Consider the following 14,740-nt stretch of genomic DNA (forward strand, 5'->3'; position numbering starts at 1 on the left):
AAAAATGATGCGATCCCGCTCGCTCGAGAGCCGATATTGCAAATGGAATTGAAAAATGGCCGCCCTCCAAAAAAAACCTTTGACAGCAGCATCCAACGACAACATTCAAGACTCAAAGGATATTCTCAAAGATCTCAGGTCTAATGAGTTAATTTTTGGCGTGGTGGGTCCTGTCGGCTCGGGAACTAGTTGGATTGCTACTGCATTGCAAGAGCAGCTTGGTTCTGTAATACCCGGATCAGAGATAACTATTCTTAAGGCAAGTACAGCTATCGAGAACTGGGCAAATAAAAACGGCCAGCATATTGACGAAAGCAATAAACTATCTCGAGCAAAATCTCTTCAGGATGCTGGTGATGAAATTCGATGTCTTGACCCAGCCGGAGTTGCCGTAACTCTAATGTCCGAGATTAAATCCACTCGCGACAAGGCGGAGAAAGAAGCCTCAGAAAGTGGCAATGAGGAAGCTTTTCGTGTCTACATCTTAGACTCTCTTAAGCATCCGGCAGAAGTAGCTCTCTTGCGAAGCGTTTATCAAGATGCGTTCTGTTTGATAGGTGTTGTATGTGAGAGCCAGAAAGGTCGTTCGCGTCTTCGTGACGAAAAATGCAGAGCCTCAGCTACAGTAGATATTGATAATTTCATCGCGCGCGATCAAGACTCTGGAATCACTCACGGTCAAAAAGTTACTGACACCTTTCACTTAGCGGATTTTTTTGTTGATAACTCACAAGATCGCTTTATTGGCGAGGATAAAAAACAAGAAAACCCTGCTTGGGATGTCAATGATCAGCTTGGAAGACTGATAGATATTCTCACATATAGAAAAGTTGTTAGACCATCGCCAAGTGAGACAGGCATGTTTCATGCTTATGGCGCTCAGATGACGAGTGCGTGCCTATCGAGACAGGTAGGAGCAGCACTTATGGACAAATCTGGGAATTTGGTTTCTACGGGAAAAAATGAGGTGCCTAGTGCTGGCGGCGGCGTATACGGGGGAAATTTTTCGCTCGACGCCGGAAATCATCAAGACCATCGCTGTGCATTTACTAATGAATATTGCAGTAGCAATCGCCATCAAGATCAAATTATTAGGGAATTAATAAGCTCGGTACCTGAACTCAACAATGTGGTTTTTACGGACCTCAAGAAAACGTTAAAAAATACCGGCATAGGAAGACTTCTTGAGTTCAGTAGAGCCGTTCATGCGGAAATGGATGCATTGCTCAGTGCCGCCCGTAAAGGCGCATCCCCTGTGGGCAGCAAGCTTTTCGTGACCACGTTCCCATGCCATTACTGCGCTCGCCATATCGTTTCGGCCGGCGTGGATGAAGTTCAATACATAGAGCCGTACCCAAAGAGTCTTGCTTTCGACTTGCACGGTGATGCTATAGCCAAATCAAAAAATGACTGGCTACCACCAAGTGAAATTATTGCAAAATCTCCTGGAACAGATAGAGCAATAAAAGTCCTTTTCAGACCTTTCACAGGGGTAGCCCCTCGACTATACAAACAAGCATTCATAAAAAACAGACCACTTAAAGATAGCGAAGGAAATATGAAGCTCGGATCGCCAGAGTGGGCTTCCGGACTACTTCGCATGAGTTATAAAGATGTTGAGAACCGACTAATATCAAACTCCGTTGGCATCTCCAATGAATAGAATTAGAAAACACGGAAATTTGTATATCGTCGCAAGTCCACGGTCAGAAATTGCTCGCTCGGTACTCGAGGACAAAGCGATGCCACACATCTCATCGACGAAAACTACCGACCCGGTTATAGTTTTCATGCGCGAGTCCGAACTTCAAAAAAAGGGGGCTTTTGCAGAGTTCGCAAAAAGATACAACCCACAATGCGTGTTAGACATGAGAACCGCACCACGACTAGATCTATTTGCGGGCTCTAGACTATTAGCATTTAAACTATTCAAAGAAATGCACATGGAGTACTTCGACTTTTTCGGAAGAGTTGGAATATACTCAAAGGAAAACATCGTAAACTTGAACACACACCTTACCGAGGCTCTAATAGCCTTTCACCCCAAGGTTAAATACAGCAATCGTCCTCTTGTATTGTTTTTTGATAATGACGAACTTTTAAAGAGCTGCAAGAACGAGATTCCAAACATATTCCTTAAACATTTTGACTCATCAACAATAAATATCGCAGAATACAAATCTGGCTTTCTTGCATTTCATCCCACAGCCGCATTAATGCAAGGATAAGCAAATCTCAAAAGATTCGAATTCGAAGTTATTGAGATATTGCCGCTTATATCAATCCTTACCTGAGCTTTTTGTTGCTTATCTTTCAGCTCAGGTTGGATTTACTAATACTATTGCGCTGACTAATCCACTTAAAGCGCCCCGGCAAAACTCAGATTTCTTTGGTTCTTGGCAGGAAGATCGCCAGCACACCAAACAACGGCAGGAACGAACACAGCAAGTACACGTATTCGATGCCGTGTATGTCCGCCAAATGCCCGAGCAACGCCGCGCCAATCCCGCCAAAGCCGAACATCAATCCGAAGAATACCCCGGCAATCATCCCGACATTGCCCGGTACCAATTCCTGCGCATACACCACGATCGCCGAGAATGCTGACGCCAGGATGAAGCCGATCACGACGCTGAGGATGCTGGTCCAGAACAGGTCCACATGAGGCAGGATCAGGGTGAACGGCGCGACGCCGAGGATCGAGAACCAGATCACCGCCTTACGCCCGATCTTGTCGCCGATCGGCCCACCGAAGAAGGTCCCCGCCGCTACCGCTCCGAGAAACAGGAACAGGTGCAACTGTGAACTCGCCACCGACAGGTCGAATTTCTCGATCAGGTAAAAGGTGAAGTAACTGGTGAAGCTGGCCATGTAGAAATACTTGGAGAACACCAGCAGCCCGAGTACCACCAGTGCACTGATCACGCGGTTCTTCGACAAGCCATGCGTCGCCGCCTGGCCTTGCTTGAGTTTGAACAGGCTCAAGTGATTGGCGTACCAGCGGCTGATCCGATAGAGCACGAACAGCGCAAACACCGCGAACAATCCGAACCAGGCCACATGGCCCTGACCGAAAGGAATGATGATCGCCGCAGCCAGCAACGGACCGAAGGCTGAGCCTGCATTACCGCCGACCTGAAACGTTGACTGCGCCAAACCAAACCGCCCGCCAGACGCTAATCGCGCCACGCGAGAAGCTTCCGGGTGAAAGGTTGAGGAACCGATACCGATCAAGCCTGCCGCCAGCAAAATCATCGAGAAACTGCCGACCACCGACATCATCAAAATGCCGATCAATGTGCAAACCGTCCCGGCGGGTAGCAGCCAGGGTTTGGGGTGCCGATCGGTGTAGTAACCGACCCACGGCTGCAACAGCGAAGCCGTCAACTGGAACGTCAAAGTGATCAGGCCAACCTGGGTGAAGGTCAGGCCATAGTTGGCCTTGAGCATCGGATAGATCGACGGCAGCACCGACTGGATCAAGTCGTTGATCAAATGCGCCAGCGCCACGGCGCCGATGATGCGCATGACCAAAGGGCTGCTTTGTGAAGTCGCGGATGCCGGCTGCGCGCCGGTCTGGACATTGCTGATAGCCATAAGAGTTTCCGTACAACAGATGGGTGCACACGGGCAGGTGCGTCAATGTGCCATTTTTCGGTGCAGCAGCGCCATCCCCTTAGCCTGCTAACGACCTCGATTTCGTCGCTGAAAAGGTGATAGCGCAACGCCATGGTCTGAATCTTGCCTTGGTAATCCGCTTCAACGCGGCCCCTTACAAAGGGGACCGAGAATGGGAAGTTTCGCTACAGAGTCGGCCTACAGAGCTGGCGAGGGTGAACTTTCGAGGCCTTTTAAAAGGGCACAGGTCGCGACCGCAACGGTTGCGACGCACGCCAATGGCGCGTGGTGTCCAGAGGAGTTATGGGGCATGCAGGCTTTTTTATCACCGGGGATCGGGTTGCTGGGGCGTTTTGGCTTCGCACGCAAATTTCAGCTGTTGTTTCTGCTGTTTATCCTGCCGCTGACGGGCAGCCTGTGGATGATCGGTCAGGACTATCGCGACAAACTGAACCTGATCTCCGGCGAACGTGCCGGGGTTCGGCAACTCCTCGCCCTCGATGCCCTGGATAACCTGCTCGCCGCCCAGCGTGACCGCGCGGCTCGCTGGCGCGCCACAGAAACCAATCGCCAGCCGACACCCGCGACGATCGCAGCGATGGCGGCTTTCGATACGGTTCAGCCAGCCGTCGCCCAAGCCACCTCAGACCTCGGCAACGCACTGCAAACCGAAGGCGCCGAGGGCGAAACCCTGGCCCGTTATCAAGCCCTGCAAACCGCCCTCAACGGCCTCGACTCTAAAAGCCTGAGCAGCGTCGGTTGGTGGCCGGACGGTTACGATCGTTTCACCAATGCCTTGAGTGCCCTGCAAGCCTTGCGCGAACAGATCGCCATGGATAATCGCCTGACACTGGCGCCGTGGCTGGAAACCTATTTGTTAACGCAGATCTCCACGCAGCACGCGCCGGACCTGATTGAGCGAGTCGGCCGTCTCGCCAGCGTTGGCCAGGCCTCTGTAGTGTCCGGGCAGTTCACCCTGCAAAGCCGCCTGCAATTGCGCGATTTGCGCAGCCGCATCGGCGATGCCCGGGAGCAGTTGGTCAAAACCGCAAGCCTGCTGGAAGCGCGACTGCCCAGCGCGTTGCAAGCCTGGGCCGGGCAATACCATGACAGCCTCAAGCACCTGGACGCCGAGTTGAAAGTGCTCGATGACGGCGTGTTCGGCGGCAGCATCAAGCTCAAGCCGGAAGAGTTCGAACGCAGCCTCGACGGCCTGCTCTCTGACCTCGCTTCGCTGCGTCAGCAGTCGTTGGTGTCGCTGGATCAACGTCTGGACTATTACCACGGCTCTGCCATCCGCCAGTTCATCCTGGTAGCGACCATTTTTGGCTGCCTGCTGCTGGCCGCGCTCTACCTGTTCATCTGCTTGCAGGCCTCGATCCGTCGCAGCGCCAGCGGCATTACCCTGCTGGCCGAAGCCTTGCGCGACGGCAATCTGAGCCTGCAAGTACCGGTGGAGGGCCGCGACGAACTGGCCGCCATCAGCACTGCTCTCAATGTCGCGGTGGTGCAACTGCGCAACAGCCTGCTGGGGGTCGATCATGAAACCTTGCAGCTGAGCAACGCGGTGCGCACCCTCAACCATCACTCCAGCGGCGCCCTTGGGGAAGTCGAAGCTCAGCAGTTGCAGATCAGCCAGATCGCGGCGGCAGCCACGCAATTGGCCGCCACCTCTCAAGGGGTCGCCCAGAGTTGCGAACAGGCCTCCGGCAGCGCTCAGCACACCCAGCGCATCGCCGCCGACAGCAGCCGTGACAGCCAGCGCACGACGGCGAGCATTCAGCAACTCAATCAGCGCTTGAATGACACCGCTGCGGCACTGGGCCGGGTCAGTGAACAAGGGCAGCAGATTCAGTTGGTGGTGGACACCATTCGCGGGGTTGCCGAGCAGACGAACCTGTTGGCACTTAACGCCGCCATCGAGGCGGCTCGCGCGGGTGAGCAAGGCCGCGGCTTTGCGGTGGTGGCCGATGAAGTGCGCAGCCTGTCGCAACGCACCCAGTCCTCCACCGCGCAGATTGCCGGCACTGTCGACAGCCTGCGCAGCACCGTGAACGAAGCGGTGAGCCTGATGGAAGCCGCTTGCGGCCAGGCTCAGTCCGATGCCCAGGCCGTCACTGGCCTCGGCGAACGCCTGGGGGAAATTGCCAGTGCCGTGCAAAGTGTCACCGACACCCTGGCGCAGATCGCCACAGCGGTCGACGAGCAAGCGACCACCGCCGACGAGGTCAGCGGCAACATCCAGCAAGTCGATCAGGCGGCGGTACGCTTGCTCGAAGGCGCGCGGGCGGTGAACCTGGCAGCGGACACTTTGAGCCAGGGCAGCAAGGCCTTGAGTGCCAATACCGGGAGATTTCAGCTCAGTTGACGCCCTCCCCTGACCCGTTTTTTCGGGTCAGGCGGATAAGCGGTTGAAAGCGTAGAGAAATATTTTAGATTTACGCTTGACACATCTCTGTTCCGAGCCAATAATGCGCGCCACTTGGCTACATAGCTCAGTTGGTTAGAGCATAGCATTCATAATGCTGGGGTCCGGGGTTCAAGTCCCTGTGTAGCCACCAAGTACTAAAAACGGCTTACCGAAAGGTAGGCCGTTTTTTTATGCCTCGAGAAAAGTGCTCCCGACCCACAGAGCGGTTAACGCCCGCTCTTCGCGGTTCTCTCCTACAGTTAGTGCCAAAGCTTGAACGCAGAGAGACCACCCTATGCACTGGGGCCTGGACGAGATCATTGTGTTTTTCATCGTAGTCGCCATCTTCTGCGTGGTGCTGGAACTCGCTTTTCGTCTCGGCCGTCATCACCGAACTCACAGCAACGATTCAACCCGATCCCACCTCACCGTTTTGCAAACCGCCCTCCTCGGTCTGCTCGCGTTGTTGCTGGGTTTCAACTTCGCCATGGCCACCTCACGCTTCGAAGCGCGCAAGACACTGATTCAAGATGAAGTCACGGTGATCGGCTCGACCTATCTGCGGGCGAAACTGCTGCCGTCTGATCTGCGCGGGAAGGTGACAGCGCTGCTCAAGGATTATGTCTCGGCGCGGATTGAATTCATGCGCGCCGGCACGGACGAAAAACTGTTGAAGGCGGCCAGCGAATCGTCCCGGACGATCGAGGACCAGTTATGGAATCTGGCTGCCACCGCCGAGGCCCAGGGCGAAGCGACAGCCGCCATGAACCTGGTGATCCAGTCGTTGACCGACGTCTACAACGTCAATGAAAAGCGCCGCGCCGAGCAGGACAATCATGTCCCGGCAACCGTCATCAATCTGCTGTTCGTCGTGGCCATCGGTGCGTTGGGTTTCATCGCTTACAGCTATGGCCTGGGCCACCGTCGACGGCACGGCTCGACGGCCATCTTCGCGATCCTGATTGCCATGGTCTTCACCATCATCCTCGACCTGGATCAGCCCCGCAGCGGCTTCATCCGCGTCGGCGAAGAAAGCATGCTGCGGTTGCAGGAAGATTTGAACCGCATGAGTTCGGGCAACGAGAGGCCACGTCCGCGTAAACCACGTCAGGAACGAATTGCCGGCAATGCTGACAACGCCCGCTCCCAAATCTGCCAGGTGCGCAGCCAGACCATCGCCTGCCAGTCACTGTCGGCGGGATAGAACTGCTCAACCAGATTCAGTTTGATCCCTCGCCCCACTGCATCACTCGGATTGCCGTGCAGATGCAGCCAGTGATCATCGCGCAGATGACGATGAACCTCGGCGCCGGGATACGTCCCGCACTCGATCACAAAGGGCATCATCCGCACGTGCGGCAGCGCGTTGATCAACGCTTGCGAGGTGTAGCCGGTGGCGGTGGCTGCAACCCCGGTTTCGCTCAGCGTGTCGGCGCCCGTGTGCAAGGTATAGAGCCAGGGACCATAAATAGCCTGCGCATCTGCAAGCGCTGGATACGCCGCCTCGGTGATGGTCAGCAACATCGGATGACCGTACTCCCCGGCGCCGGTGTGCAAGTCGAAACACATGGCCACTTCGGCATGGGAAACATGTTTTTGTATGATCTGATGCAACGTGCGATTCGACCAGCTCGGCGCCAGTCCGCCGTAAAACAAACCATCGGGATGGCGGTGCTGGCCACCCTCGACAATCGACATCACCGCTGGCCAACCGTGTTCGCTGATCTGTTCGTCGAGCAAGGCATCGGCGCGATCACGCTCCGGGCCCTGCAACTGCGTGCAGGCATAGATCTCATGCAGCGCTGCGTAGGCCTGATTATCTGGCAATGCGTGGTCGAAGTTCAGGTGATTGCGGTTCAGGTCGATGTTGTCTTCGTTGACCCGACGCAGCCACGCAGTGCCCCACGGATTGATCAGGTGGATCATCACCACCGCGACATCAGCCGGCAAAGAACGCTTGCCCAACTCCTGCATCCACTTGATCTGACATCCCGAACCGTAGAAGCCTTCGACGCCGTGAGTGCCACTCAGCGCAATCAGCAAACGCTTCGCGCGCGGATCTCCCAGCACGGCCACATCGGTGCTCAACGGCTCACCGAACGGCCCTTTGAGTGGATGCGGGTACTCGGTCAGCGTCGCGCCGGCCGCGGTCGCGACGGCAAGGAATTGATCACGCTGGGTACGGTAACTTGGCTGGGTGGGGAACTCGGTCTGCATGTCTGCCTCTTGTTGATCTTCTGGCCAGTCTGTTGCCCTCGACCCTACAGAAAATCCATGGAGTGATGAAGGGCAAAAGCATCTTTACTGTAGGCCTTGGTTTGCGTCACTTCCTTTCGGCCGATAAAGTCCCCTGATCTTTCCCACGGACGGAGTGCCCCCACGTGTTATCAGCCTTCCACTTGAGCCACTATCGCCTGTCAGCCCTTTCGCTGATCGCCGCTGCTTTAACCCTCGCAGCCTGTAGCGCCCCGACCTCTTCGACGTTACCTGTTGCACCGGAAGTCGCGTCAGGTTATCGCACTGACCTGCAAACCCAACACGCCTCAAAACACATGGCGGCCGCGGCCAATCCGCTGGCGGCTGAGGCCGGGCGGGAGATGTTGCGCCAGGGCGGTTCGGCAATCGATGCCGCAATTGCGATGCAGGCCGTGCTGACCCTGGTCGAACCGCAATCCTCGGGCATTGGCGGTGGTGCGTTGATCGTGCTGTGGGATGGCAAGGCGGTACGCACTTATGACGGTCGCGAAACCGCTCCGGCCGGCGCCACCGAGAAGCTGTTCCTGCAAGCCGACGGTAAACCGATGCCGTTCACCCAGGCGCAGATTGGCGGTCGTTCGGTGGGGACACCGGGCGTGTTACGAGCGCTTGAATTGGCCCATCAGAAACACGGTCGTCTGCCGTGGGCGCAGCTGTTCGAACCGGCGGTCAAACTCGCGGAGCAAGGCTTCGCCATCTCGCCACGCCTTCACCAGTTGATCGCCTCGGACTCATCCATTCGACGCTCGCCAGACATGGCGGCCTACTTCCTGAATGCCGATGGCAGCCCGAAAGCCGCAGGCACGCAACTGAAAAACCCGGCACTGGCCGCGGCGTTCAAACGCATCGCCAAGGAAGGACCGGATGCATTGTACAAAGGCCCCATCGCACAAGAGATCGTCGCCAAGGTTCAGGGCCACGCCAACCCCGGCAGCCTGTCGCTGAACGACCTCAACGGCTACAGCGCCAAGGAGCGCGCGCCGCTGTGCACCGACTACAAACGCTGGCAGGTCTGCGGCATGCCACCACCGTCGTCAGGCGGGATCGCCGTGGCGCAGATCCTCGGCACCTTGCAGGCCCTGGAAATCCGGGATCCGCGTTTTGCCCTGGCGCCGCTCAAACCGGTCAAGACCAGCCAACCTGCGGGCGTTGAGCCGGCGCCTGAAGCCGTGCACCTGATCTCCGAAGCCGAACGTCTGGCCTACGCCGACCGCGCGCAGTACGTGGCCGACGCCGATTTCGTGCCCGTCCCCGTCAAAGGTCTGGTGGACCCTGCGTATCTGGCCGACCGCGCGGCCCTGATCGGCGATCGCAGCATGGGCACGGCCAAACCTGGCACCCCGCCGGGTATTCAGGTCGCCTACGCACCGGACCGCTCGCCGCTGCGCATCTCCACCTCGCAAGTGGTGGCGGTGGATGACCTAGGCGGCGCCGTGTCCATGACCACCACCGTGGAATCCGCGTTTGGCTCGCACCTGATGGTTCAGGGTTTCCTGCTGAACAACCAGATGACCGACTTCTCGTTCATCCCCGAAGAGAATGGCCAGAAAGTTGCCAACCGCGTCGAACCCGGCAAACGCCCACGCTCGTCCATGGCACCGACGCTGATCTTCGACCGCCAGAGCGGCGAATTCCTCGCCACCATCGGCTCCCCCGGCGGCTCGCAGATCATCGAATACGTCGCCAAATCCACCATCGGCCTGCTCGACTGGAACCTCGACCCACAAGCCGCCATCAGCCTGCCCAACTTCGGCAGCCGCAACGGCCCGACCGAACTGGAACAGGGGCAGTTCAGCCCGGCACTGATTCAGGCGCTGAAGGGCAAAGGACACAGCGTGAACGAGATCGACATGACCAGCGGGACTCAGGCGATTGTCCGGGTGAAGGATGCGCAGGGGAAAACGTCGTTGGCGGGAGGGGCTGATCCGCGGCGTGAGGGGGCGGCGTTGGGGGATTGAGTCCTACGTGGGAGTGAGCAAGGGCTTACCGGGAGGTAGGCCCTTTTTTATGTTTGTTTACTATTGATTGAGTAAAGAACGTGAGGCCACCAACCGCTTTTCCAAGCACGCTCTTTTCACTTATCTCGTTACAGCTTTCGACTTCACATAGAGAGCGATTAGAGATAATTTTTACACCCGCATCAAAAATAGCCCTATAAATAGGGCCTGTTGAGGGCCTCATTAGAGATAACCCCCCTCGACACCAGAGATAAATTCTATATGCCTGAATTTGCCCATCATGAACTTCAGCTCCTGAATCCAACTTTCGACTCCCCGTTGGTGGACGTGTTGAGTGAGCTGGAACACCTACGACGGCTCCGACTTGAAGGCGATACTCCAGCCCCGGTATTTTTCCAGCTCAAGGCAATTTTCCACACATTGGAAAGCCTGGGGTCAGCACGGATTGAGGGTAACCACACAACCTTGGCCGACTACCTGGACAACAAAATCGAGGGTAAGGCAACGGATAGCGACCAACTGCGTGAAGTTGCCAACATCGAAAAGGCCATGAGCTATATCGAAGAAATCATGCAGCCAGGTGAACCTTTGACCGAACGGACCATTCGCGAAATACATGCGATGACCGTCCAGCAACTAGAGCGTGAAGGCGACCGAACTCCAGGCGCCTATCGTCAAACGCCAGTACGTATCGCGCAGTCGGAGCACCTTCCACCGGAAGCAGTTCAGATACCGGGGTACATGCAAGAGCTGGTTGCCTTCGTGAACCATGATGACCTGCCAAAATACGATCTGATGAAAGTCGCCTTGGCGCACCATCGATTCGGATGGATTCACCCTTTTGGAAACGGTAACGGCCGCGTAGTGAGACTACTCACTTACGCACTCTTGATGAAATATGGGTTCAACGTAAACACAGGCGGGAGAGTGCTGAATCCCACAGCCGTTTTCTGTAACGATCGTGAACACTATTACGCAATGCTAGGTGTGGCTGACACCGGTACGAAAGCAAGTCTCGAAGCGTGGTGTATCTATGTGCTGGAAGGGGTGAAAGATGAGATTGCCAAAGTTGATCGACTTACCGACTACGCCTACCTCAAACACTCAATTCTCATGCCTGCCGTTACATTCGCTCGTCAGCGCGAGTGGATTACCAAAACAGAAGAAGCTGTGCTGGATATAGCGATCAATGAAGGCGTTGTTAAGTCTGCAGATCTCGCCCATGCACTACCAGACCTATCAGCTAGCCAACGCACCTACTTGATCAAAAAACTGGTGAGCCAGGGAATGCTCCTTCCAATCAACGAAGGAGCAAGGCAGTACACCATCGGATTTTCAAATAACTACCTGATCCGAGGTGTCATCAAGGGGCTTAGAGAGCAAGGTTTTATCCCCGAGCCGCTGGAAAATCCTTGAAGGCGTATCAGCGCGGCACACCCAAAATGATATGCGACGCCTTGATCACCGCCGTCGCGCTCACGCCCGGCGCCAGGCCCAGTTCTGCCACAGCCTGGCGTGTCACGATCGAATAGACTTCGGTGCCGCCGTCGAGCTGGATGACCACTTCGGAGTTCACGGCGCCATCGATGACACTGGTGACCTTGCCTTCGAGGCAGTTGCGCGCCGACAGACGAATGTCGCTGGATTCGGTCATCAACATGACCCACGGCGCCTTCACCAGCGCGACCGCTTCCTTGCCGACCGCCAGCCCGAGGTTCTTCACGCTTTCCATGGTCACCACGGCCACCAGTTCATTGCCGCCCGACAGTTTCAGTGAGACTTCGGCGTTGACCGCGCCGGGTTGCAATTGACTGATGGTGCCTTTGAATACGTTACGTGCACTGACTTTCATGACGTGTCTCCTCGAATAATTATTGTTGTATTCAGCCTAGCGAGTGATCTTCAGCGCCTGTCGCACCTGATGCTTCTCCAGCGCCAGCTCGATCAAACGGCTGACCAGCTCGCTGTAAGTCATACCGGTGGCCTGCCATAACTTGGGGTACATGCTGATGCGGGTGAAGCCGGGTAACGAGTTGATCTCATTGATCAGCACTTCGCCACTCTCGGTCAGGAACACGTCGACCCGCGCCAGCCCGGAACAGCCCAGCACCTGAAACGCCTCGACGGCCAGGGCACGGATGCGTTCACTGGCTTCGATGCTGATGTTAGCCGGAACCACCACTTCCGCCGCTTGAGCATCGATGTATTTGCTGTCGTAGGAATAAAACCCGCTGCGCACCACAATCTCGCCACAACCGCTGGCAATGGCGTCTTCATTGCCGAGCACCGCGCATTCAATCTCGCGACCGCTGACGGCGGACTCGACCAAGACTTTCTCATCGAAACCCAGGGCCAGTTCTATTGCCACCGCATACTCGGCTTCGTCATTCACCTTGCTCACGCCCACGGAAGACCCCTGGTTCGCCGGTTTGACGAATAGCGGCAGGCCGAGTTTGCCTTGCACCTCGGCGAATCCGGTACGCGCCGCAGTGGCGCGGGTCAAGGTGACAAACGGCGTGACCGCCAACCCGGCGTCACGCAGCAGGCGCTTGCTGATGTCCTTGTCCATGCAGACGGCCGAACCGAGCACGTCGGAGCCGACAAACGGCAGGTCAGCCATACGCAGCAGCCCTTGCAGGCAACCGTCTTCGCCCAGGGTGCCGTGGACCATCGGGAAGATCACATCGACGTGACCCAGCAGTTCCTGACCGGAGGTTTCCACCAATTGCTGACTGGCCTTTCCCGGTACGACGGCCAGCTCGCGGTTGGACTGGTTGAGGGCAATCAGCGCCGGGTTTTCCTGATTGAGCAGAAAGTTTGAAGGGTCGTTAAGGTGCCAGTGGCCTTGCTTGTCGATGCCGATCAGCACCGGCTCGAAGCGCGACCGGTCCAGCGCATCGACGATGTTTTTCGCCGATTGCAGCGACACTTCGTGTTCAGCCGAACGACCGCCAAAAATAATGCCTACCCGCAGTTTGCTCATTCAGAACTCCTCAACGATTGGCCACCCGATGTGCGCCGAACACGCCATGGTCAACACGGCCAGCGCCAACAACATCGGTGGCGTAGCTCAGGTGAGATATTTCCATGATGTGGGGCGCCTTCGTAGCTTAAAAAATATTCAACACCTTGCAACATTAGTCCCGGATTTTCTACCGGCCGGGTGATTCGAACGGCAGCAGACAGGCGGTTGGTCAGTGGGGTAACGTGTTCAGCATCGAGTTCAAGGCAACATCACCATGGCCAAGCACACGCCCCCGATCGACTGGTTCCACCGCGCGCCCGACGTCGGCGGGCTTCAGCGTTTCGAGGCATTTTTTGCAGGCCACGGCTACGACCTTCACCGCCACGACACCTACGCCATCGGCCATACCCTGGCCGGCGTGCAGAGTTTTCAGTACCGCGGTGGCTGGCGTCACAGTCTGCCGGGCGGAACCATGGTGCTGCACCCGGACGAAGTTCACGATGGCGAGGCCGGCACCGAGATCGGGTTCCAGTACCGAATGATGTACATCGAACCGGCACTGATCCAGCAGATGCTCGGCGGGCAGCCGTTGCCATTTATCAAGACCGGCCTGTCGAACGATCCACGTTTGTTCGCCGCGACCGCCGTGCTGCTGCGAAGCCTCGATTGCCCCCTCGAGTCTCTCGAAGAGCAGGATGCGCTGTTCGATCTGGCCCAAGCCTTGAACAGCGTTTCCGGAGTGCCTGCTACCCGCCAGAGCTTCGACTACGTGGCCGCCGAACGCGCGCGGGAATTCATCCACAGCGCCCTGGATCGCACCGTGACGCTGGAGGAACTGGCGCAACACAGCGGTCGCGATCGCTGGAGTCTGTCGCGGGACTTTCGCCTGTTGTTCGGCACCAGCCCTTATCGATACCTGACCATGCGCCGCCTCGACCTGGTCCGCTCGCTGCTGATTCAGGGCCAGACATTGGTCAGCGCCGCGCTGATCGCCGGCTTCACCGATCAGAGCCACATGACCCGGCAGTTCAGCAAAACCTACGGCCTGTCGCCGGCCCGCTGGATGAAAATGCACCGCCGCTGAGCCACGCACAATCGTTCAAGAAGCACGTCGATGCGCGGGCTATCGTGGATTTACGATCAACCACGAGAGCTGCTTCATGAAAGCTTACGAAAGCCTGAACTTCGCTGAAAAAATCGCCAGGATCGACCCGTACTGGACGCCTCGGGTCATCGCCGAAATGAACGACTACCAGTTCAAGGTGGTGAAACTGCTGGGGGATTTCATCTGGCACGATCACCTTGATACCGACGAAACCTTCATCGTCCTCGAAGGGCAACTGCGCATCGACTTTCGCGATGGTCACGTGCTGGTGAACGCCGGTGAAATGTATGTGGTGTCGAAAGGTGTCGAGCACAAACCGTTCGCCGAGCAGGAGGTGAAACTCCTGCTGATCGAGCCCAAGGGTGTGCTGAACACGGGTAACGAAGGTGGCGAGCGCACTGCGCAGAATGACGTCTGGGTGTGAAAGG

At 56.7% G+C, this 14,740-nt stretch carries 12 protein-coding genes and 1 tRNA gene; 9 read left to right on the forward strand and 4 right to left on the reverse strand.

The features are described 5' to 3' along the window. The first annotated feature begins 55 nt into the window (after positions 1 to 55). Positions 56 to 1,663 (forward strand): anti-phage dCTP deaminase, encoded by a 1,608-nt coding sequence (locus tag AC3IUE_RS27415; protein WP_489264295.1) that lies wholly within the window; start codon positions 56 to 58, stop codon positions 1,661 to 1,663. Between the two features lie 127 nt (positions 1,664 to 1,790). Further along, entirely contained in the window at positions 1,791 to 2,228 is a 438-nt protein-coding gene (locus AC3IUE_RS27420; protein ID WP_489264296.1) for a hypothetical protein, read from the forward strand. Positions 2,229 to 2,379: 151 nt separating this feature from the next. Here the strand turns inward: AC3IUE_RS27420 and AC3IUE_RS27425 are convergent, their stop codons facing one another. After that, on the reverse strand, positions 2,380 to 3,597 hold the full coding sequence (locus AC3IUE_RS27425; protein WP_489264297.1) for an MFS transporter: 1,218 nt from the start codon (positions 3,595 to 3,597) through the stop codon (positions 2,380 to 2,382). A gap of 331 nt (positions 3,598 to 3,928) precedes the next feature. On the opposite strand from AC3IUE_RS27425, the gene AC3IUE_RS27430 reads away from it, so the two are divergent. The 3 genes from AC3IUE_RS27430 to AC3IUE_RS27440 all read left to right on the forward strand — a co-directional run bounded on the left by AC3IUE_RS27430 (position 3,929) and on the right by AC3IUE_RS27440 (position 7,232). Then, complete coding sequence (locus AC3IUE_RS27430; protein ID WP_489264298.1) at positions 3,929 to 5,986, forward strand: methyl-accepting chemotaxis protein; 2,058 nt, start codon at positions 3,929 to 3,931, stop codon at positions 5,984 to 5,986. A 116-nt stretch (positions 5,987 to 6,102) separates the two neighbouring features. Continuing rightward, a tRNA-Met gene (locus tag AC3IUE_RS27435) sits at positions 6,103 to 6,179 on the forward strand. Between the two features lie 144 nt (positions 6,180 to 6,323). Continuing rightward, positions 6,324 to 7,232 (forward strand): bestrophin-like domain, encoded by a 909-nt coding sequence (locus AC3IUE_RS27440; RefSeq protein WP_056740776.1) that lies wholly within the window; start codon positions 6,324 to 6,326, stop codon positions 7,230 to 7,232. Here AC3IUE_RS27440 and AC3IUE_RS27445 read toward each other — a convergent pair. Continuing rightward, the gene (locus AC3IUE_RS27445) at positions 7,136 to 8,245 is read right to left on the reverse strand and encodes a DUF2817 domain-containing protein (protein ID WP_056740774.1); all 1,110 of its coding nucleotides are present in this window, start codon (positions 8,243 to 8,245) and stop codon (positions 7,136 to 7,138) included. The genes AC3IUE_RS27440 and AC3IUE_RS27445 overlap by 97 nt on opposite strands. A 164-nt stretch (positions 8,246 to 8,409) precedes the next feature. On the opposite strand from AC3IUE_RS27445, the gene ggt reads away from it, so the two are divergent. Together ggt and AC3IUE_RS27455 are read left to right on the forward strand one after the other, a co-directional pair. Beyond that, entirely contained in the window at positions 8,410 to 10,242 is a 1,833-nt protein-coding gene (ggt, locus tag AC3IUE_RS27450) for a gamma-glutamyltransferase (RefSeq protein WP_489264299.1), read from the forward strand. Between the two features lie 261 nt (positions 10,243 to 10,503). Next, positions 10,504 to 11,658: a Fic family protein gene (locus AC3IUE_RS27455; protein WP_489264300.1), complete on the forward strand. Its 1,155-nt coding sequence runs from the start codon at positions 10,504 to 10,506 to the stop codon at positions 11,656 to 11,658. Positions 11,659 to 11,665: 7 nt separating this feature from the next. Here the strand turns inward: AC3IUE_RS27455 and AC3IUE_RS27460 are convergent, their stop codons facing one another. Next, positions 11,666 to 12,094, reverse strand: a complete 429-nt coding sequence (locus AC3IUE_RS27460) for a TOBE domain-containing protein (RefSeq protein WP_056740768.1) — start codon at positions 12,092 to 12,094, stop codon at positions 11,666 to 11,668. Between the two features lie 36 nt (positions 12,095 to 12,130). Continuing rightward, positions 12,131 to 13,225: a D-alanine--D-alanine ligase gene (gene ddlA / locus AC3IUE_RS27465; protein ID WP_489264301.1), complete on the reverse strand. Its 1,095-nt coding sequence runs from the start codon at positions 13,223 to 13,225 to the stop codon at positions 12,131 to 12,133. A gap of 256 nt (positions 13,226 to 13,481) precedes the next feature. Between ddlA and AC3IUE_RS27470 the strand changes: the two genes are divergently transcribed. Continuing rightward, complete coding sequence (locus tag AC3IUE_RS27470) at positions 13,482 to 14,291, forward strand: AraC family transcriptional regulator (protein ID WP_489264302.1); 810 nt, start codon at positions 13,482 to 13,484, stop codon at positions 14,289 to 14,291. A 76-nt stretch (positions 14,292 to 14,367) separates the two neighbouring features. Beyond that, positions 14,368 to 14,736 carry a cupin domain-containing protein gene (locus AC3IUE_RS27475; protein WP_046048322.1) on the forward strand — a complete coding sequence of 123 codons (369 nt, stop codon included), beginning with the start codon at positions 14,368 to 14,370 and terminating at the stop codon, positions 14,734 to 14,736. Positions 14,737 to 14,740: the final 4 nt, after the last annotated feature.

It is taken from the genome of Pseudomonas sp. GL_093, assembly GCF_057837605.1.

Bases quoted from the DNA above. Each gene is read 5' to 3' on its own strand.
- AC3IUE_RS27415 (WP_489264295.1), top strand. From the start codon at position 56: ATGGCCGCCCTCCAAAAAAAACCTTTGACAGCAGCATCCAACGACAAC.
- AC3IUE_RS27420 (WP_489264296.1), top strand. From the start codon at position 1,791: ATGCGCGAGTCCGAACTTCAAAAAAAGGGGGCTTTTGCAGAGTTCGCA.
- AC3IUE_RS27425 (WP_489264297.1), bottom strand. From the start codon at position 3,597: ATGGCTATCAGCAATGTCCAGACCGGCGCGCAGCCGGCATCCGCGACT.
- AC3IUE_RS27430 (WP_489264298.1), top strand. From the start codon at position 3,929: ATGCAGGCTTTTTTATCACCGGGGATCGGGTTGCTGGGGCGTTTTGGC.
- AC3IUE_RS27440 (WP_056740776.1), top strand. From the start codon at position 6,324: ATGCACTGGGGCCTGGACGAGATCATTGTGTTTTTCATCGTAGTCGCC.
- AC3IUE_RS27445 (WP_056740774.1), bottom strand. From the start codon at position 8,245: ATGCAGACCGAGTTCCCCACCCAGCCAAGTTACCGTACCCAGCGTGAT.
- AC3IUE_RS27455 (WP_489264300.1), top strand. From the start codon at position 10,504: ATGCCTGAATTTGCCCATCATGAACTTCAGCTCCTGAATCCAACTTTC.
- AC3IUE_RS27460 (WP_056740768.1), bottom strand. From the start codon at position 12,094: ATGAAAGTCAGTGCACGTAACGTATTCAAAGGCACCATCAGTCAATTG.
- ddlA (WP_489264301.1), bottom strand. From the start codon at position 13,225: ATGAGCAAACTGCGGGTAGGCATTATTTTTGGCGGTCGTTCGGCTGAA.
- AC3IUE_RS27470 (WP_489264302.1), top strand. From the start codon at position 13,482: ATGGCCAAGCACACGCCCCCGATCGACTGGTTCCACCGCGCGCCCGAC.
- AC3IUE_RS27475 (WP_046048322.1), top strand. From the start codon at position 14,368: ATGAAAGCTTACGAAAGCCTGAACTTCGCTGAAAAAATCGCCAGGATC.